Consider the following 17,988-nt stretch of genomic DNA (forward strand, 5'->3'; position numbering starts at 1 on the left):
CCCTGGGCCCCCGTCCTCCGCCCCGCTTCTCTCCCAGGGCCCACACTGGTAAGGGGGGCCCGTGCGAATCAAACAGAAGCCCGAAGACTTCAGCGTCAAGGAATCCTACCGCTTCGATGAAGTCGCCTCCGGGCGTTTCCGCGTCTACCTGATGGACAAGCAGAAGCTGTCCACGTTCGACGCCGTGGCACGCCTGCGGGACGCGTTCGGTCTCAAGCCGGGCTCCATCAGCTATTGCGGCCTGAAGGACAAGCAGGGCCGCACCGAGCAGCTCATCGCCGTGGACGGCGCCGACGTGGACATGCAGGAGCCGGACCTCCGCCTGAAGTACCTGGGCCGGACGAACAAGGCCCTGTCCTCGGCGAACATCACGTCCAACCGCTTCTCCGTGACGGTGCGCGCCCTGGAGGAGTCGTCCCTGGGCCCCCTCAACGTGGCGGCCGCCGAGGTGAACCGCCTGGGCGTCATCAACTACTTCGACAGCCAGCGCTTCGGCTCGCTCAAGCACGGGCAGGGCTTCATCGCCAAGGACCTCATCCGGGGCGACTTCGAGGCGGCGCTGCACAACTACCTGGCCAAGCCGTCGGAGCTGGACCGCTCCGAGGACGCCAAGGTGAAGGCCTTCTGGCGCGACAACTGGGGCCACTGGGACGCGCGCGTCCCCTTCGAGGGCACCAAGAAGTACCACCGCGTCCTGCGCTCGCTGCGCGAGGAACCCAAGAACTTCACCCGCGCCTTCCTGCAGATCGACGCGGACTACCGCGCGATGCAGCTGTTCACCTACCAGAGCTACCTCTGGAACGAGGGTGTGCGGCGCTACCTGCAGCTCTTGCTGCCGCGCGAGTCGCTGTTCCCCATGCGCTACCAGGCCGGCTCGCTCCTGTTCCACAAGGACGCGGACCCGGAGACGCTGCGCGTGCTGCGCGACGCCACCTTCCCCCTGCTCGCGCCCAACAGCACCTTCATGGATCCGAAGATCGAGGACGCCGTGCGCTGGGTGCTCGGCCGCGAGAAGCTGAAGCTGTCGGACCTGGTCATCCCCGGGGCCGAGCGCATGCTCTTCTTCAAGCACGAGGAGCGCCCGGTCCTCTCCTTCCCGCACAAGCTGGTCATCGGCCGCACGCAGCCCGACGAGCTCAACCGGGGCAACATCAAGGTCAACGTCGCCTTCACCCTGCCGCCGGGTGCGTACGCCACGCTCGTCGTCAAGCGCCTGTTCCACTTCGAGTACGCCGAGGACACCGCGGAGGAGATCCGCGCCTCCCAGCGCGCGCACCTCGTCGAGCAGGAGCAGGCCGAGGGTGCCCCCTCCAGCCGCCGCGGCCCTCCCGTCCGCGACGAGCGGGGCACCGGCCGCCGGGCCCCCGCCGCCCGTGGCGCCGCAGGCCGCCGCGCCGAGACCTCCTTCGACGAGGAGCGTCCCCGCGCCTCGGACCGCCGGGCGCCCACGCGAGGCGAGGCCCCCACCCGGCGCGGCGCCGCCGAGGTCGAGGTCCCCCGCCGTCCCGGGCGACGAGGCACGGCCGACCTCGAGGCCCCCAGCCGTCCCGGCCGGCGCGGCGCCGCCGAGGACTCCGAGACGCCCACCCGGGGCCGCTCGCTCGCCCAGCAGGCGGAGCCCAAGCCCAAGCAGGAGCCCGCCGCCCCGCTCGGCTTCCGTGAAAAACAGCGCCAGCGCAAGGCCGCCCGCGAGGTCGCCCGGGCGGAGACCGAAGCCAAGCGCTCGAAATCACGGAAGAAATAAGTCTGCAACGGCGATGAAACACCTGGACGCAATGGGGGAGCGCGCACACCGTAGACCCAGGTGTGAACGCTCTTGCCCTCGACGACGCTCCCGGGACCCTCGCCCACGCCATCGGGATGCTGATGGCTGACGACGCCGTCCCCCTCCCCTGGAAGGCCGACGTGCAGGCGGCCCGCCGCGGAGACCCGTCCGCCTTCGAGTCCCTGGTGCGCAGCGTCCAGCGCCAGGTCTACGGCCTGGCGCTCCGGCTGCTGCAGAGCGAGGCGGAGGCCGCGGAGGTGTCCCAGGAGGCGCTCCTGCGCGCGTACCAGAACCTGCACCGGTACGACGACTCGCGCCCGTTCGACCTCTGGGTGCTGGCCATCACCCGCAACCTCTGCCTGGACCTGCTCCGGCGCCGCACCAAGGTGCGCACCGAGGAGCTGGAGCCCATGAAGGAGGTGCTCCCCAGCAACGAGGCCTCCCAGGAGGAGGGCGCCATCGCCCGCGAGGAGCGCCAGTCGCTGGAGGAGGCCATGGCCACGCTCTCCGTCGATGATCGTGAAGTCCTCGCGCTCTACTACGTCCAGAAGCGCACGACGAAGGAGATCGCCCAGATCCTCGGGTGCGCCCCTGGCACCATCATGGCCCGGCTCTTCAGGGCCCGAGAGAAGCTTCGCAAGAAGATGAGCACGGAGGAGGCCCCCCGATGAGCGTGCACCCCTGCCCCGACCTCGAGGTCCTCTTCGCCGAGCTGGAGGAAGGTGAAGGCCCCGCGCTGGACCACGCCGCCGAGTGTGACGCCTGCGCGGGGGTCCTCGAAGAGCACCGGCTGATGGAGAACGACCTGTACCGGCTGGCGGATCCCCTCCCGCCGCCGACCCTGGTCGCCAGCGTCATGGCACGCGTGGCGGCGGAGCCCGTACCTCAACGTCGCGAGGTCTGGTCCGGGCTCGCCATCCTGCTGACCTCGTTGCTCGGTGGGCTGGGCTACCTGGTGATGAACGACCAGGCGCTCGGCCGGCTGGGCACGGGCGTGGCGTCCTTCCTCGTGGAGGGGCGCTTCCTGGCCGAGGGCGTGCTGAGCGGCGCCCGCGCGTTGTGGTCGACCGAGGGCCTGGCCGTGGCCGCATTCCTCGCGTTCCTCCTCCTGACGTCGCTGGCCGGTCTCAAGCGGCTCGCGGGCAGCGCCCCCACCCCCTCCGAAGCCTGAGCGACCCATGAAGATCTCCTCCCGATTCCTCATCCCCGCGTTGCTCCTGGGCGCCCCCCTCGCGCTCGCCGAGTCCGCGCCCGCGGCCCGCGCCGCCGAGTCCGCGCCCGCCGCGAAGAGCATCGACGTCTCCTTCCGCGGCAGCCTGCGCGACGCGCTGAAGACCATCGCCGACAAGGGCGGCCTCAACCTGGTCGTCACCGGCGACCTGGACGTCCCCGCGGAGGTCCACCTGCGCGGCATCTCCGCCGACCAGGCCCTGCGCACCGTGTCCCGCGCCTACTCGCTGCGCATGGAGCAGGACGGCTCCATCATCACCCTGCGCCCCATGACGCCCTCGGAGAAGGAGGCCGCGGCCCAGGGGCTCGCCGAGCCGGCGCCCGCGGTCGCCTCGCAGGACCCGGAGCACGACGAGGACTCCGTCACGGACGCGGAGACGATGCGCGAGGTGCGCGAGCAGATCCGCGAGCAGATGCACCGCACCCGCGACGAGCTCAAGCGCTCGCGGCGCTCGGGGGCTCGCAACGTGGTGGCGCGCGGTCAGTCCCTGGAGGTGAAGGAGGGACAGACGGTGGAGAGCGCCGTGGTGTACGGCGGCAACCTGGTGGTGAAGGGCAACGTGGAGAAGGACGCGGTGGCCTTCGGCGGCAACCTCATCGTCCATGGCCACGTGGAGGGTGACGCGCACGCCTTCGGCGGCAACGTGGTCCTCAAGCCCGGCGCCTCCGTGGAGGGCGACGTGTCCTCCTTCGGCGGCAACGTGGACCGCGAGGACGGCGCCAACGTGGAGGGCAGCATCAACACCTTCGGCGGGGCCAACATCGGCCGCGTGGTCGCCAAGGAGCTCAACAAGGGCCTCCAGGAGTCCAGCGACGAGGGCGAGGAGCGGCGGCGCAACCGCGACGACGACGACGGGGGCGGGCTCGCCGGGTTCATCCTGACGTTCGCGGTGCTCTTCGGGCTGGGCTTCCTGGGCCAGATGTTCTTCCCGTCGCGGATGAAGCAGCTGGGGGATGAGATCCGCGCGCGGCCGGTGCAGAGCGGCCTGACGGGCCTGCTCGGGGTGGTGGCGATGATTCCGCTCACGGTGGTGCTGGCCATCACCATCATCGGCATCCCCGCGGCGCTGGTGCTGTGGATGGCGGCGCCCCTGGCGGCGGCGCTGGGCTTCGCGGCGGTGGCGAGCGAGCTGGGCACGCGGCTGCCGGTGATGCGCGGCCGCAAGACGCAGGCGGTGGTGCTCGCGCTGGGGTTGCTGGTGTTGCTGGTGGTGGGGGCCATCCCCGTCTTCGGCGCCATCGTCTCCTGCCTGGTGGTGCTCATCGCCCTGGGCGCGGTCATCCGGACCCGCTTCGGCTACCGGCCGCGCGGCATGGGCATCCCCGAGCCCATCCACACCCACGGGGAGCAGCCGCTCTGACGCACCCGCGCCGGGATTTGCCCGGCGCGTCAAGGAACGCGGCCTGCACGGCCGCCCGCTCCACCCACCGGGGATCGCCACGAGGCCTGAGACGGCCCGTCGCGGTCCCCGGTGACGTTCTGCGGGAGCCTTAGAGAAGTTCCATCGCGCCATCACCTCGACTGTCGGCTGGGCCTCATGACCGGGGTGCGTCATGCGCCGACAGGCTTTGACCACCCGCGGGCGTTACGCCATTTTGCGCGGCACCCATGCGACGTCTCCCAGATGCCTCGTTGCGCGGCAGGGCCATCACCGTGGACCTCGAGGGCGAGAGCATCCCCGCCATCGAGGGCGAGCCGGTGGCATGTTCCCTCGTCGCCGCGGGCGAGCCCATGCTCGCCCGTTCCGTGAAGTACCACCGCCCTCGCGGGCCCTACTGCTTCGCCGCCGCGTGCTCGCAGTGCCTGATGCGCGTGGACGGGCTGCCCAACGTCTACACGTGCCGCACGCCCGCGCGCGACGGCATGAAGCTGGAGCGGCAGAACGCGTACCCCTCCGCGAAGGTGGACGTGTTCGAGACCATCGACTGGTTCTTCCCCAACGGCCTGGACCACCACGAGATGTTCGCCGGCGTGCCCGTCGCGGAGACGGTGATGGCCAAGGTGGCCCGGCAGCTGGCGGGCCTGGGCCTCTTGCCCAAGGACGCCGCCCCCGCGCCGCCGCCGTCCCGCACGCTGCGCACCCGCGTCGCGGTGGTGGGCGCGGGCGCCGCGGGGCTCGCCGCCGCGCGGGAGCTGACCGGACGGGGCCTCCCCTTCCTGCTGTTCGAGCGCGAGGCCCATGTGGGTGGTCGGCTGGCGCACGGCGCCCCGGAGGCGGACGCGCCCGCCATCGACGACGTGGCCACGCTCGCGCGGGACAGCGTCGTCACCCGCGCCACGGCGCTGGGCCTGTACGACGACGAGCAGGGCCGCTACCTCGCGGTGGGCGCCTGGGAGCACGGCGAGGCGCGGCTGCTCAAGGTCTACGCGGAGCGCTTCCTGCTGACGCCCGGTGGACACCCGCCGATGGTGCCCTTCGAGAACAATGACCTGCCCGGCGTCTACGCGGGCCGCGCGGCCAGCCTGCTGTTGCGTCGGCACTCGGTGGCGCCGGAGCGCGCGGCGCTGGTGGGCTGGGGCCAGGAGCTGCAAGGGCTGGCGCGGCTGCTCGAGGAGCACGGCGTGAAGGTCGCCGTCGTGGTCGACCTGAAGGGCGCGCCGGGCGAGGGAGCGCACCCGGCGACGGTGGAGGGCTCGGAGCCCAAGGCGCACGGCCTCCGGCACGTGAGCGCGTTCAGCTTCACGCCGCGCCAGGGGGGACGGCGCAAGGTGGACTGTGACGCGGTGCTGGTGTCGGTGCCGGTGACGCCCAGCTTCGAGCTGGCGCGGCAGGGTGGCGCCAAGGTCTCCTTCGAGGCCTGGCGCGGACTGTTCCGGGTGGAGGCGAGCGCCGAGGGCCGCACCGACGCGGCGGACGTGTTCGTGGCTGGAGACGTGACGGGCGGAGGCAGCGCGAAGCAGGCCTCCGAGGCGGGCCGCCGCGCGGCCCAGGCGCTGGTGGAGGGACTGTCATGAGCAAGTCGATGATCTGCTCCTGCGAGGACGTCACCGCGGACGACGTGCGGCACGCGGTGTCGCGGGGCTACTGCGACGTGGAGTCGGTGAAGCGCTACACGGGGTTCGGCACGGGCATCTGCCAGGGCAAGAGCTGCCTGTCCGCGGTGGCCGCGCTCCTGGAGCAGGAGAAGGCGCTCAAGGCCGACGCGGTGGTGCCCTTCACGCCCAGGCCCCCGCTCTACCCCACCGAGCTGCGGCTGCTCGCGAGCGCCCCGGTGGACGAGTCCCAGCCCCCCGTGGGCGGCGTGCCCCAGGAGGTGGATGTCTTCCCCAAGGGCCTGCGTCCCACCGAGCCCCTGCCCGCCAAGGCCAAGGTGGTCATCATCGGCGGCGGCATCATGGGCCTGGCGCTCGCTTACAACCTGGCGCGCGAGGGCGAGACGGACGTGGTGGTGCTGGAGCGCGGCTATCTCTGCGCGGGCGCGTCTGGCCGCAACGGCGGCGGCGTGCGCATGCAGTGGGGCACCCCGGCGCTGGTGGAGCTGGCCAAGCGCTCCATCGACCTGATGAAGGGCTTCGCCCGGGAGCTGGGCATCAACGTGTGGCTGCGCCAGGGCGGCTACCTGTTCCTCGCGCGCACCGACGCGGTGGCCAGGCGCCTGGAGCGCAACGTGGCGCTGCACAACCGCTTCGACGTGCCCACCCGGCTCGTCACGCCGGACGCCGCGCGCGACATCGTCCCGGGCCTCACGATGAAGGGCTGCGTGGCCGCGTCCTTCAACCCCGAGGACGGCGTCATCTTCCCCTGGCCCTTCCTCTGGGGCTACGCGCAGGGCTGCCGCAAGAAGGGCGTGCGCGTGGAGACGTACACGGAGGTGACGGGCTTCGACGTCAGCGGCGGACAGATCCGCAAGGTGAAGACGGACCGCGGCGACATCGCCTGTGACACCGTGGTGCTCGCCTCCGGCGCGTGGAGCCCCGAGGTGGCGAAGCTCGTCGGCGTGCATCTGCCCAACGAGCCGCACCGCCATGAGATCCTCAGCACCGAGCCCCTCAAGCCCTTCCTTGGGCCGCTCGTGTCCGTGCTCGACTCGGGCCTGTACTTCAGCCAGTCCATGCGCGGCGAAATCGTGGGCGGCATGGGTGACCCCAAGGAGCCCGCCGGGCTCAACATGGGCAGCACCCTGCGCTTCGTGTCCCGCTTCGCCCAGGCCCTCATGGAGCAGCTGCCCCACGTGGGCCACGTGAAGGTGCTGCGCCAGTGGGCCGGCTGCTACGACGTGACGCCGGACAACAACCCCATCCTCGGACGCACCCCGGGCCTGGACAACCTGCTCCAGATGTCCGGCTTCGTCGGCCACGGCTTCATGATGGCCCCCGCCGTCGCCGAGCGGATGGCGAAGTGGATGCGCACCGGCGAGTCCGACGAGCTCTTCACCCGCTTCAACCTGCGCCGCTTCTCCGAGGGCACCCTGGAGCGCGAGGACATGATCATCGGCTAGGCGCCCGCGCTCCGCTCACCGCGCCCCCGGGCCGCGTTCCCCCTCTTCAATGAGCGAGCGGAACGCGGCCCGTGGATTTTTCCGCCGCTGTCCGGGACCACGACACCCGGCGCCCGGAGCGTCCCATTCCAGGACATCTCCGGAATTGATTGTAAATCACGAATATCATGAAGACTCTCGGCGGCGACGCGAAGGGGCTTTACACCCGCCGGTGACGGAGCGGAGCACGCGCGCACCACCCGGGGCCCGGCGCGACGAGGGCTGTCGAGTGGAAGTGTCCCGCGCGGAACGCTGGCATGGGGAGTGCCTTGGGCACGCCGCGCGCAATCCCGCGTGTGGAGGAGACCCGATGTTCGCCAAGAGCCTGCGTGCGTTGTTCGTGATGGGTGCCCTGTCGGCCTGCGGTACCGAGCAGTCCCCCGATGTCCCGGACCAGGATGGCACCGAGCCGCTGCAGTCGCAGGAATCCAACGTCATCGTCGGCTCGGTGAACTGGGTGAGCTCCACCACGCTGACGGGCACGCAGGCCACCCGCGCCAGGGCCGTGGGCTACCTGTCCATCCCCGCGGTGGGCAGTCGGTGCACCGCGTGGCTGGTGTCATCGGATGTCATCATCACCAACAACCACTGCGTGGGCAGCGCGTCCGAGGCCGTGGGGGCGCGAGCGTCGTTCAACTACATCGACGGCGTCGCCTCGGCCAGCCGCGTCTGGTACTCGTGCGCCACGTTCATCAAGACGTGGGCCACCGACGACATGACGGCGCTGCGCTGCACGGCGACCAACGGCCAGCTGCCGGGCGTGGCGAACGGCTTCCTGACGGTGGCCAGCACCAACGCCGCCACCAACGCGAGCATCTACGTGGTGCACCAGAACTGCGACTACTACACGTCGCCCGGCTGCGTGCCGAACAAGAAGCTGTCGCCGGGCGTGGTGAAGAACGCGAACTACTCCACCACGGACCTGTCCTACGACGCGGACACGCTGGGTGGATCGTCGGGCTCGCCAGTGCTGTCGGCCTCCACCCACCAGGTGGTGGGCCTGCACCACATCGGCCTGGGCGGCAACTCGCAGGGCCGCGGCACGGCCAACACCGGCGTGAAGGCCACCCGCGTGAAGGCGCGGCTGGCGGAGATTGGCCTCTAGTCCGTCACGCCGGATTGGGCTCGCGCGCCAGCAGCACGGGCGACGCGAGCCCCACGGGCAGGGCCTCGGGCGCGGCCAGGGCCTCGCGGCGGACACCGCGCAGCGCCAGCCGCCCCAGGCTCCGCTGGAGCCCTCGTGGCAAGAGGGGCAACAGCCGCATCACCCAGCGGTGTCCCCAGCCCGGGTACACCAGCGCCTCGCCCCGCTCGAAGGCCGCCAGCGCGGCGCGCGCGCAGCGCTCGAGCGACATCTGGAAGAAGGGCGCGCGCCCCGCCTCCTCGGCGCCCGAGTCCCCCACCGGCCCCGGGGCCACGCGGGTGATGACCACGCCGCGCCCCTCCACCTCCAGCCGGAGCGACTCGGTGAACCCGTCGAGGAAGCGCTGCGTGGCGGCGAACATCGCGGAGCCGGGCAGCATGAGCTGCGCCGCGCCCGAGCCGATGTTCAGCACCCCACCCCGCCCCCGCTCCAGCATGGGCGCGAGCAGCCGGTGCGTCAGCAGCGCGGGCACCCACACGTTCGAGCGCAGGAGCTCCTCCAGCCCGCCCCAGCGCGCCTCCGCGTAGAGCCCCCGCAGGCCCAGCGTGGCGGTGTTCACCAGCACGTCCACCCGGACGAACTGCGCCTCCAGCGAGGCCACCATCGCGTCGACCTCGCGCGGCTCGCACACGTCGCAGGCATGGAGGATGACGCCCAGGGTGGGATAGCGCGTGAGCAGCTCCTCGCGCAGCGGCTCCAGCCGCGCCACCTCGCGGTCCACCAGGACCAGCGTGCGGACGCGCCGGGACAACAGCCGGGCAAGCTCCCGGCCGATACCCCCGGCCGCGCCGGTGATGAGGACCGTGGCCTGATCAATGGGAGGTCGCATGGGGGCCATCCTGCGCACGAATCGCGGACCGCGCTCGCCTCCCCGCAAGCTTTGCGCGTCGCGGCAGCGAACGGGCGGGCAGGCGCTGGCACGCAACTTCCATCTGAGGACGTTCGGCCCCACCCCAAGAGCGGGCCTTTCACCTCAGCGAGGAGCCGACCATGGCAGCGCCATCCCGAATTCTCGTCCCCGTCGACCTGAGCGAGGGCTCTCGCGCCATCGTCGACTACGCCCTCCAGCTCGCCCGTCCCTTCAACGCGTCGGTGGAGGTCCTCCACGCGTGGGAGCCCCCGCAGTACGTGGCGCCGGATCTGCTCGTCGCCGCCCCCGGGTGGAACCCGCTCTCGCTGGAGCAGGTCGCCCTGGACACGGCGGGCAAGGAGCTGGCCACGCTGCTCAGGCAGATGGAGCCGGCCTCCGTCCCGCTCAAGCACCGCGTGGTCGTGGGCGAGGCGGCCTCCACCATCCTGGAGCTGGTGGAGAAGGAGGGCTTCGACCTCATCGTCATGGGCACCCACGGCCGACGGGGGCTGTCGCGCATGCTGCTGGGCAGCGTGGCGCAGAAGCTGGTCTCCCGCGCGCCCTGCCCCGTGCTGACGCTGCACGTCCCGCAGGCCCCCCCGAAGTAGGCATCAGGGACTCACGGCCCGAGCGCCGCCTTCAGGGCGGCCTCGCGCCGGCGCGCCGCGAGCACCGTGGGCACCGCCAGCACCGTCATGGCCACCATGACCAGCGCCGCGCCCAGAAGCTCGCGCACCCCCACGCCCGGCAGCCCCAGCCACAGCGACAGCCCCAGCGTGGCCACCACGCCCGCGAGCACGCTGGAGGCCCGGTTCACCGGCACGGAGAACGCGTTCTCCCGCGCGTCCAGCAGGATGAGCCCACCGAAGATGCCGGTGCCCTGGGACAACAGCCCCACCAGCATCTCCTCCAGGAGCCGCCCGCGGGCGAACATGCCGGTGAAGCCCTCGCGGATGTCCAGCGCGGGCCCCGCGCCGCCCCACACCGCCACCAGCCCGAGCACCAGAACCAGGAAGGGCGTGGCCACCATCTGCTCCTCCACGAAGTAGCGGATGGACAGGCTCTTGTCCTCGGACTTGGCCAGCCGGCTCATCGCGCGCAGGCGGATGAAGTAGCTCAGCAGGTACACGCCGACGTCCAGCGCGGCCACCCACGTCAGGGTGGCGCGCGCGTCCTTCCCCGACGCGACGAGCACGGCGGCGAAGCTCAGCCCCAGCGCCACCCACGAGGGCCAGCGCACGTGCCGGCGGCTGAGCACGTCCACGATGGGCGCCAGCACCAGCACCCCACCGCGCATCAGCAGCATCATGAAGACGATGGAGGTGCCCTCCAGCGTGTACGCCAGCGTCGTGGTGCCGATGATGGCCGCCGAGCACATCCCCGACAGGAACGTCCACGCCCCCGGCGAGGGCACCCGCAGGCCCAGCACCTGGCGGTGCGCCGCGAAGCGCCACCAGCGCTTGAGCGAGAGGAAGACGAACATCCCCACCATCGACGTCGCCGCGCTCACCGGCAGGAGCGTGAAGCCGACGATGCCCTCCTCCATGCCCGGCAGGGAGCCGCTCGACAACGCCTTCGTCAGCGCGCTGTACGGGGCATACGCCGCGAAATAGCCGAAGGCATAGGCCCAGATGGTCAGGTCATGCGCGGAGGTGTCTTGCTGCGTCGACGATGTGGCCAGGGGAAACCTCGGGGCGTGCGGGCCAGGGCCTCCCCCCAGCCTACTGCAAGCCACGCGCCCCGACCTGCCTCCCGGGAGGGAAACAAACCCATGCAATGGGTGTGGGCCTGCCGCGTAGACCTCTCAACCCGGTCGTCCCCAGGAGCCGTCCATGCGCTCACGCTTCCTTTCCACTCTGGCCCTCGCGTCCACCCTGGCCCTGCCCGCCTTCGCTGGCGATGACGCGGCCAGGAAGTCGACCTCCCCGGTGAAGGTCGTCTGCGCCACCACGGCCAAGGACGGCAGCCGCGTGGTGCAGGGCACGGACCTGGTCATCGAGGCGGGCGAGAAGGCCAAGGACGTGGTCGCCGTGGAGGGCGACATCATCATCCGCAAGGGCGCCACCGTCGACGACGCGGTCGCCATCCGGGGCCGCGTCATCGTGGAGGCCGGCGCCGTGGTGAAGGGCGACGCGGTGTCCATGGGCGGCGAGGTCCGCCTCCAGGGCAACGCCCGCGTCGAGGGCAGCGCCGTGGCCCTGGGCGGCAAGCTGACCACCGACAAGGACGTCCACATCGAGGGCGACCGCATCAGCCTGTCCTTCGAGATCGGCGGGAAGGACCTGCTGCGCGGCTTCATCGAGGACGCGCTCGACGAGGAGTCGGGCTGCCACATCATCGACAACGAAGTCACGGACGCCTGAGCGGCGTCCCTCTTCGAAGCCGCTACGCGGCGCTGGGAGTCCCCGGCGTCGCGGCGTCCTGGGTGAGCGGCTGCAGCGTGGCGCGCAGGGCGAGGATCTGCTCGCGCACCAGCGTCTTGAGCTTCTCCACGTCATCGAGCGTCATGCCCTTGGTGGAGATGGGCGTGCCCACCGTCACCAGGCCGCGCGAGGTGGAGAAGCGCCAGGAGTGCTTGGGCAGCGCCTTGCGCGTGCCGCTCACCGCCAGCGGGAGCACGTCCGCCTGCTGCTCGATGGCCAGGCGGAAGGCGCCGTCCTTGAAGGGCAGCAGCTCATCCGTCTTCGAGCGGGTGCCCTCCGGGAAGATCATCACCGGCATGCCCTTGCTCATCCACTGCTTGCAGCGCGCCATGGCGCCCGTGGCGGACTCCTTGTCGCCGCGGTGCACGGGGATGTCCCCGGCGATGCCCATCATCCACCCCACCACCGGCACCTTGAACAGGCTCGCCTTGCCCAGCCACTTCATCTCCCACGGCAGGCGGGAGATGAGGAACGGGTCCGCGTTGGACTCGTGGTTGCTGACCACCACCGTGTTGGGGGCCACCTGGTCCGGCACGGGGCCGTGGATGCCGAAGCGCCAGTACGGCGTCAGCTTCGCGGCGGTGACGCCCACCATGCGGAAGCACCGCCCCACCGCGTAGCGCTTCTTGTCGAACGGCAACGTGAAGACGGCGATGACGAGCTGAACGAAGAAGCCGACCAGCGCGACGATGCCAATCTCGACCCAGGTCCAGATGGAGAGCAGTGCGTTCATTGAGAGCCTCGAGGGGGATCAGCGGACGGTGGAGTCCAGGTCCACGCTCACCGGGCAGTGGTCGGAGCCCGACACGTCGGGATGGATGGCGGCGCGCTTGACGAAGGCCATGGCCGCGGGGGACGCCAGCACGTAGTCGATGCGCCAGCCGATGTTCTTCTCGCGCACGCCGAAGCGCTGGCTCCACCACGAGTAGTGGCCAGCGCCCTTGTGGAAGTGTCGGAAGCTGTCCACCCAGCCGGCGCGCAGCCAGCGGTCCAGCTCCTCGCGCTCCTCGGGACGGAAGCCGCTCGTCTCGCGGTTCTCCCGGGGCCGGGCCAGGTCGATGTCCTGGTGCGCGGTGTTGAAGTCACCCACGACCAGCAGCCGCTCCCCGTCGCGCAGCGGCTTCTCCAGCTGGTCGAACAGGCGTCGGTAGAAGGCGAGCTTGAACGGGATGCGGCTCAGGTCACGGTCCTTCCCGTTGCCGTTGGGGAAGTACACGTTGGCCACGGTGAGCTTGCCGAAGCGGGCGAGCTGCAGCCGCCCCTCCACGTCCATCTCCGGGACACCCAGCCGGGTCTCCACCGTGTCCGGCTCGTCGCGGGAGAACAGCCCCACCCCGCTGTAGCCAGGGCGCTCCGCGGCCGAGAAGTGCGTCTTCCACCGGGCCGGAGCACGGACCTCATCCGGCAGTTGCTCGGGGCGCGCGCGCACCTCCTGCAATGCCACCACCTGCGCCCGGGCGCCCGACAGCCAGGGCAGGAAGCCCTTGGTATGGGCCGAGCGCAGCCCATTCACGTTCCATGAGACGACTCGCACGGGAACGCTTATGACCCGGCCGCGCCGGGTTTTCCAGCCCCTACCGGTTGATGGACCCGGTAGGGGCCGGAAGGCCCTGAGTCAACTACTCCGTGGGACTGGCGCTGTTCTGCGGCTGGCGCTGCGTCCGGAGGATGAAGTCGGACGCGTTGTCGTCGGAGTCATACCCGTTGCCCGCCGCCGCGTCCGAGCCGCCCTCCATGGTGGCCGCCGTCGAGGAGACGGTCGCCTTGCGCTCGAAGGAGCCGGCCTCCGCGGGGACCGTGGGGAAGGCGGTGCCCTCGGGGGCATTGCCCGTTCCGTAGGCGAAGGCGTCCACCTTGGCCGGGTCGTTCATGTTGGTGGTCAGCCCCGGCCCACCCAGGCGCAGGTTGCCACCGCCGGTGCGGCTGGCGGACATGGAGAACGTCGGCCCCCAGCTCGCGTCACCCGCGACGGAGCCGCTGTAGTCCGGATGCGTCACCAGGAAGAAGCCCCGGGGCTGGATGATCGACCCCGCGGGCAGCGTGAAGGACAGGTACGTGGTGCCCGTCGCGCTCTTGTACTGGAGCTTCCAGCCGGACAGGTCCACCGGGCTCGTCGTCGGGTTGAACAGCTCGACGAACTCGTCGTTCGCGCCGCCCGGGCCCGCCGGCGCCGCCTCGCTGATGACCACGTGGTTGGCGCCCGCGGGCTGCTCGGTGACGCGCAGCTGCGCGGACACCGAGTCGCCGCCCAGGCTCGCCACCACCTGGCCCTCGCCGCTGACGTTGGCCGCCGTGAAGTCGAACTTCGCGGACAGCGTGTCGGCGCGCACCACCACCTGGGCCGGCACCGCGCCCAGGCTGGCCGGCTGCACGGACAGGCTCACCACCGTGTCCACCGACGGAGGCACATCCAGCGTCACCGTGAGCGTGGCCGTCCCGCCGCCCGTCACCACGACGAGCTCGGGAGACAGCTGCTCCAGCGCCGCCGGCTGGTCCACCGCCAGCACCGTCACCGTGGCGTCGCGGGACACCGCGCCCAGCGTGGCCGTGAGGGTGGCCTTCTTCGCGTCCGGGTCCAGCGCGGAGTCGGTGTTCAGGAGCACCACCGCGGAGCGCTCGCCCGCGGGGATCACCACCTGGCCCCCCACCACGGAGACGGCGGGGCTGGACGACGCCACCGTCACCACCGTGTCCACCGTGACCGGTCCGGTGAGCGTCACCGTCAGCGGCTCCGGGAACGTGGGGCCGTTGACGCCCGAGCGCACGAAGACGCCCGTGGGCGCCAGCGACGCCAGCGACACCTCACCCGCGCTCGCGGGCACGAGGTCCGCGGCGGAGCGCGGCTCGATCTTCGAGTGGTCGTTGCGCAGCTCCAGCACGCCGGTGATGGAGAAGTAGCGGTCTCCCAGCGCCGGCAGCGGGAACGAGAACAGGTAGTCGTTGATGCGCAGCGTGCCGTCCACCTCGAACTCACCGGTGGGCGCGGAGTCGCCACCACCCGGGGCGGGCGCGGTGTTGGTCACCTGCACCTGCGACACGCGCACCAGCACGCCCTCCAGCGGCGTGGCGCGCGAGCCCCCCGTGGCCACCTCGGCGGGCGTCACCACCTGCGGAGGAGGCAGCGTGCTGCCCTGGGAGACCACCTCCACGGCGGGCGAGGCGAGCTGGAGCTGACCGAAGTAGTTGGCCACCGTCGCGTCGACGTTCACACGCGAGCCGGCCATCACGGTGCTCGGCGGCGCCGTGCGGGTGAAGACGAAGGCGCCGGAGTAGTCCGGCCCCTGGTAGCCCTGATCCAACGGGTTGACCTGCACGAAGAAGCCCGTCGCGCCCACGCCGGTGACGGTGGCGTTGGAGATGAACACGCGCTGGCCCAGCCACGGAGACGTTCCACCGGGCCCCGGCTGCTTCACCGTGTAGATGGACAGCGAGCAGGCCGCATCACCCGGGTTGGGCGTCGGGCAGAGGTCGCACGCGTCGCCCTTGCCGTCGCCATCCGAGTCCGCCTGGTCCGGGTTGTGGGTGTTGGGGCAGTTGTCCGAGGCGTTCGGGACGCCGTCACCGTCGGTGTCGTTCGGGTCGGGGCGGGTGCACTCGGTGGTGCCGGGCGCGAACGGGCACACGTCGCACGCGTCACCCACGCCGTCGCCGTCGACGTCGGGCTGCACGCCCTGGTCCATCGGGCGCACCGGGTTGAACACGCCGGGGCAGTTGTCCACCTCGTCGGGGATGCCGTCGCCATCGACGTCCGCGCCCGACAGGCCACCGGAGTACACGGTGGAGCCCGACACGGAGGCCGGCCAGCGCGCGTTGGTGGAGGTGCGGGACGGCTCGCACGTCGGCTCATCCGTCGGCACGCCGCACGCGAACAGCGGGTAGGCGCCGGAGTTGCGCGACTGGAGCGTGGACAGCGACATGCTGATTTCAGTCTGGAGGCACACCGAGCGCTCGACGCCGCAGACATCCAGCGTGTCACAGCCCGCGCCGCTCAGGGCGGAGATGACGGAGGTCTCGCCGTAGAGCGCCTTGCCGCCGCGCATCGTCAGCACCACGTCCGCGGGCTCCGCCCGGATGACGGCGCGGTGCGGAGAGGCCTGGTGGCCGTTGAGCCGGAAGATGGCCACGTCCGCCACCTTGCCCGGCACCAGCGCGCCGGTGTTCGTCGCCTGGAAGGCGTGCGCCGCGTTGCCCGTCACCAGCGCCCACGTCTCCGCGTCGCTGAGCGAGTCATTGAAGTAGTCGGTGTCCAGGTCGTCCGCGCAGCGCAGCTCGCGCAGGATGTTCATGGAGCCGGACTGCAGCCAGTCGGTGCCCAGCGTCATGTTGACGCCCAGGTACTTGTAGAGCGGGATGGCCGCGGTATCGCCATACAGGCCGATGTTGGAGCGCGGCGACCAGACCAGGCTGGTGCTCGAGGTGGCCATCATCCGGATGTCGCTGGCGCTCAGGCCGATGCCGTGGACCAGCGCGGTGCGGGAGCTCAGGATGTTCTGGCCACCGGACTGCTGACCGGAGAGGCAGAGGAACTCGTTGCGAGCGCTCGTCTCGATGCCCTCGGCGATGTGCGGCAGGTAGGCCGAGGCGGCCGGGATGACCGACGGCGAGTCGACACGCGCGTAGTCACAACCGCTCGCGCGCTCGCGACCATCCGAGTCACCCAGGGGGAACGTCTGATACTCCGCGCCGGAGCCCGCCCCCAGGCCTTCCTGGTTGGTGCCCGTGTCGGACGTGTTCGGCGCGTCCAGGTTGCGCAAGAGGCCCTTCGCGCCGCCGGAGCCGGCGATGGACGTGGTGCCCGCGATGACCTGGCGCAGCTCCGCCCAGCGGATGCCGTCAGCGCCCACCGTGTTGCCCGCGGGCAGGCGCGTGTGCTGGTTGTTGCCCTGGCGCCAGTCGTGGCGGTGCTCGTACTTCTCATCCGTCCGGGCGAAGGGCGCCTTCTGGAAGGTGATGTGGTCGTGCGCGTTGATGAGACCCGGCGACACCACCGCCTGGGGGCACGTCACCTGCGTGGCCGAGGCCGCGCCCGCCGCCTGCGAGCAATCACAGCTCACGCACTGGATGACACCCGCGGAGTCCACGAGCACCTGGCCCCCGTGATAGACCTTGTCGGGCGCGAGCACGATGCCGGTGAACAGCTTCGCCGCGCTACCCGACGTCACCGTGCAGCTCCCCGTCGTCGGAGGAGGCAGGTTCGCCGCCGGGCACATCACGACGGTGCCGCCCCCCGGACCCGCGTCGGGCTCGCCCGGGCCGGCGTCGGGAGTCCCCGAGCCGCCATCCGTCTCACCCGGACCCGCGTCGGGCTCGACCGAGCCGCCGTCCGTCTCGCCCGGACCCGAATCAGGGGTGCCAGAGCCGCCGTCCGTCTCGCCGGGACCCGAATCAGGGGTGCCAGAGCCGCCGTCCGTCTCGCCGGGACCCGAATCAGGGGTGCCAGAGCCGCCGTCCGTCTCGCCCGGACCCGAATCAGGGGTGCCAGAGCCGCCGTCCGTCTCGCCCGGACCCGAATCAGGGGTGCCAGAGCCGCCGTCCGTCTCACCGGGGCCTGAGTCGGGAGTCCCCGAGCCGCCGTCCGGCTCACCCGGCCCCGCGTCGGGCTCGCCCGGGCCGCCGTCCGTCTCACCGGGGCCCGCGTCGGGCTCGCCCGGGCCGCCGTCGCCTCCACCCGGACCGGCATCCGGCTTCGGCGTCGGCTGACATGAGCTCTCACACCCATCGCCGTTGGTGGTGTTTCCGTCGTCACAGGTTTCGCCGCGCTCGACGACACCGTTGCCACAAACAGGACCGGGAGGATCATCATCGCCGCAGGCGGTGACGACCAGGAGTAGCGCCGTGAGCGGCGCCAGCAATTGGCGGAAAGACATGAAGGAGAGACTCCGAAGTTGGTGTGACCTGCGGGGGGGCCTGCAGCCTACAACCGTCGCTCCTCCTTCGAGCTGGCAAAATTCCAACATCGACGTAGCAAATCGCCACCCACTGGGTGGGTTTCACCCCAGGGAAATTCAGGCAATTCAAACAATTGCCTGGACACCCAAGACAACCCCGCACTCCCTGTTCCTTTGAAACTTCTCAGACAACCTCCTGGAGCGCCCGA

Annotated in this window: 14 protein-coding genes; 9 read left to right on the forward strand and 5 right to left on the reverse strand. The window is 71.1% G+C overall.

Annotation, left to right across the window (positions count from 1 at the left end; all coding sequences use genetic code 11):
* Positions 1 to 61: 61 nt before the first annotated feature.
* The 7 genes from truD (at position 62) to FL311_RS20140 (ending at position 8,579) form a co-directional block, all read left to right on the forward strand.
* A complete protein-coding gene (gene truD, locus FL311_RS20110; protein ID WP_141327185.1) occupies positions 62 to 1,744 on the forward strand; it encodes a tRNA pseudouridine(13) synthase TruD in 1,683 nt (560 codons plus the stop codon).
* A 122-nt stretch (positions 1,745 to 1,866) separates the two neighbouring features.
* Complete coding sequence (locus FL311_RS20115) at positions 1,867 to 2,436, forward strand: RNA polymerase sigma factor (RefSeq protein WP_174816812.1); 570 nt, start codon at positions 1,867 to 1,869, stop codon at positions 2,434 to 2,436.
* Positions 2,433 to 2,936, forward strand: coding sequence for a hypothetical protein (locus FL311_RS20120; RefSeq protein ID WP_141327187.1), 504 nt, complete (start codon positions 2,433 to 2,435; stop codon positions 2,934 to 2,936). The genes FL311_RS20115 and FL311_RS20120 overlap by 4 nt, the downstream gene beginning before the upstream one ends.
* 7 nt (positions 2,937 to 2,943) lie before the next feature.
* Positions 2,944 to 4,356 (forward strand): polymer-forming cytoskeletal protein, encoded by a 1,413-nt coding sequence (locus FL311_RS20125; RefSeq protein WP_141327189.1) that lies wholly within the window; start codon positions 2,944 to 2,946, stop codon positions 4,354 to 4,356.
* A gap of 248 nt (positions 4,357 to 4,604) precedes the next feature.
* Positions 4,605 to 5,951, forward strand: a complete 1,347-nt coding sequence (locus tag FL311_RS20130) for a 2Fe-2S iron-sulfur cluster-binding protein (protein ID WP_141327191.1) — start codon at positions 4,605 to 4,607, stop codon at positions 5,949 to 5,951.
* Positions 5,948 to 7,435, forward strand: coding sequence for an FAD-dependent oxidoreductase (locus tag FL311_RS20135; RefSeq protein ID WP_141327193.1), 1,488 nt, complete (start codon positions 5,948 to 5,950; stop codon positions 7,433 to 7,435). Before FL311_RS20130 ends, FL311_RS20135 begins: the two co-directional genes overlap by 4 nt.
* 349 nt (positions 7,436 to 7,784) lie before the next feature.
* On the forward strand, positions 7,785 to 8,579 hold the full coding sequence (locus FL311_RS20140; protein ID WP_141327195.1) for a serine protease: 795 nt from the start codon (positions 7,785 to 7,787) through the stop codon (positions 8,577 to 8,579).
* Positions 8,580 to 8,583: 4 nt separating this feature from the next.
* Here FL311_RS20140 and FL311_RS20145 read toward each other — a convergent pair whose 3' ends face one another.
* Entirely contained in the window at positions 8,584 to 9,447 is an 864-nt protein-coding gene (locus FL311_RS20145) for an SDR family oxidoreductase (protein WP_141327197.1), read from the reverse strand.
* 161 nt (positions 9,448 to 9,608) lie between these two features.
* On the opposite strand from FL311_RS20145, the gene FL311_RS20150 reads away from it, so the two are divergent.
* Entirely contained in the window at positions 9,609 to 10,076 is a 468-nt protein-coding gene (locus FL311_RS20150) for a universal stress protein (RefSeq protein ID WP_141327199.1), read from the forward strand.
* Between the two features lie 11 nt (positions 10,077 to 10,087).
* Here the strand turns inward: FL311_RS20150 and FL311_RS20155 are convergent, their stop codons facing one another.
* Positions 10,088 to 11,203 (reverse strand): hypothetical protein, encoded by a 1,116-nt coding sequence (locus FL311_RS20155; RefSeq protein ID WP_228556973.1) that lies wholly within the window; start codon positions 11,201 to 11,203, stop codon positions 10,088 to 10,090.
* A 97-nt stretch (positions 11,204 to 11,300) separates the two neighbouring features.
* Here FL311_RS20155 and FL311_RS20160 point away from each other — a divergent pair, with 97 nt between their 5' ends.
* Positions 11,301 to 11,831 carry a hypothetical protein gene (locus FL311_RS20160; RefSeq protein ID WP_141327200.1) on the forward strand — a complete coding sequence of 177 codons (531 nt, stop codon included), beginning with the start codon at positions 11,301 to 11,303 and terminating at the stop codon, positions 11,829 to 11,831.
* 22 nt (positions 11,832 to 11,853) lie between these two features.
* Here the strand turns inward: FL311_RS20160 and FL311_RS20165 are convergent, their stop codons facing one another.
* From FL311_RS20165 to FL311_RS45215, 3 genes are all read right to left on the reverse strand, one after another.
* The gene (locus FL311_RS20165; RefSeq protein WP_141327203.1) at positions 11,854 to 12,624 is read right to left on the reverse strand and encodes a 1-acyl-sn-glycerol-3-phosphate acyltransferase; all 771 of its coding nucleotides are present in this window, start codon (positions 12,622 to 12,624) and stop codon (positions 11,854 to 11,856) included.
* Between the two features lie 18 nt (positions 12,625 to 12,642).
* Positions 12,643 to 13,425 carry an exodeoxyribonuclease III gene (locus FL311_RS20170; RefSeq protein WP_141327205.1) on the reverse strand — a complete coding sequence of 261 codons (783 nt, stop codon included), beginning with the start codon at positions 13,423 to 13,425 and terminating at the stop codon, positions 12,643 to 12,645.
* Positions 13,426 to 13,510: 85 nt separating this feature from the next.
* Complete coding sequence (locus FL311_RS45215) at positions 13,511 to 17,758, reverse strand: lamin tail domain-containing protein (protein WP_228556974.1); 4,248 nt, start codon at positions 17,756 to 17,758, stop codon at positions 13,511 to 13,513.
* Positions 17,759 to 17,988 lie beyond the last annotated feature (230 nt).

Origin of the sequence: Myxococcus sp. AB025B, assembly GCF_006518215.1 — a bacterium.
Classification (GTDB): Bacteria; Myxococcota; Myxococcia; order Myxococcales; family Myxococcaceae; genus Myxococcus; species Myxococcus fulvus.

Excerpts from the sequence above, each read along its gene's own strand:
- FL311_RS20115 (WP_174816812.1), top strand. The coding sequence starts at position 1,867 with ATGGCTGACGACGCCGTCCCCCTCCCCTGGAAGGCCGACGTGCAGGCG.
- FL311_RS20120 (WP_141327187.1), top strand. The coding sequence starts at position 2,433 with ATGAGCGTGCACCCCTGCCCCGACCTCGAGGTCCTCTTCGCCGAGCTG.
- FL311_RS20125 (WP_141327189.1), top strand. The coding sequence starts at position 2,944 with ATGAAGATCTCCTCCCGATTCCTCATCCCCGCGTTGCTCCTGGGCGCC.
- FL311_RS20130 (WP_141327191.1), top strand. The coding sequence starts at position 4,605 with ATGCGACGTCTCCCAGATGCCTCGTTGCGCGGCAGGGCCATCACCGTG.
- FL311_RS20135 (WP_141327193.1), top strand. The coding sequence starts at position 5,948 with ATGAGCAAGTCGATGATCTGCTCCTGCGAGGACGTCACCGCGGACGAC.
- FL311_RS20140 (WP_141327195.1), top strand. The coding sequence starts at position 7,785 with ATGTTCGCCAAGAGCCTGCGTGCGTTGTTCGTGATGGGTGCCCTGTCG.
- FL311_RS20145 (WP_141327197.1), bottom strand. The coding sequence starts at position 9,447 with ATGCGACCTCCCATTGATCAGGCCACGGTCCTCATCACCGGCGCGGCC.
- FL311_RS20150 (WP_141327199.1), top strand. The coding sequence starts at position 9,609 with ATGGCAGCGCCATCCCGAATTCTCGTCCCCGTCGACCTGAGCGAGGGC.
- FL311_RS20160 (WP_141327200.1), top strand. The coding sequence starts at position 11,301 with ATGCGCTCACGCTTCCTTTCCACTCTGGCCCTCGCGTCCACCCTGGCC.
- FL311_RS20165 (WP_141327203.1), bottom strand. The coding sequence starts at position 12,624 with ATGAACGCACTGCTCTCCATCTGGACCTGGGTCGAGATTGGCATCGTC.
- FL311_RS45215 (WP_228556974.1), bottom strand. The coding sequence starts at position 17,758 with ATGTCTTTCCGCCAATTGCTGGCGCCGCTCACGGCGCTACTCCTGGTC.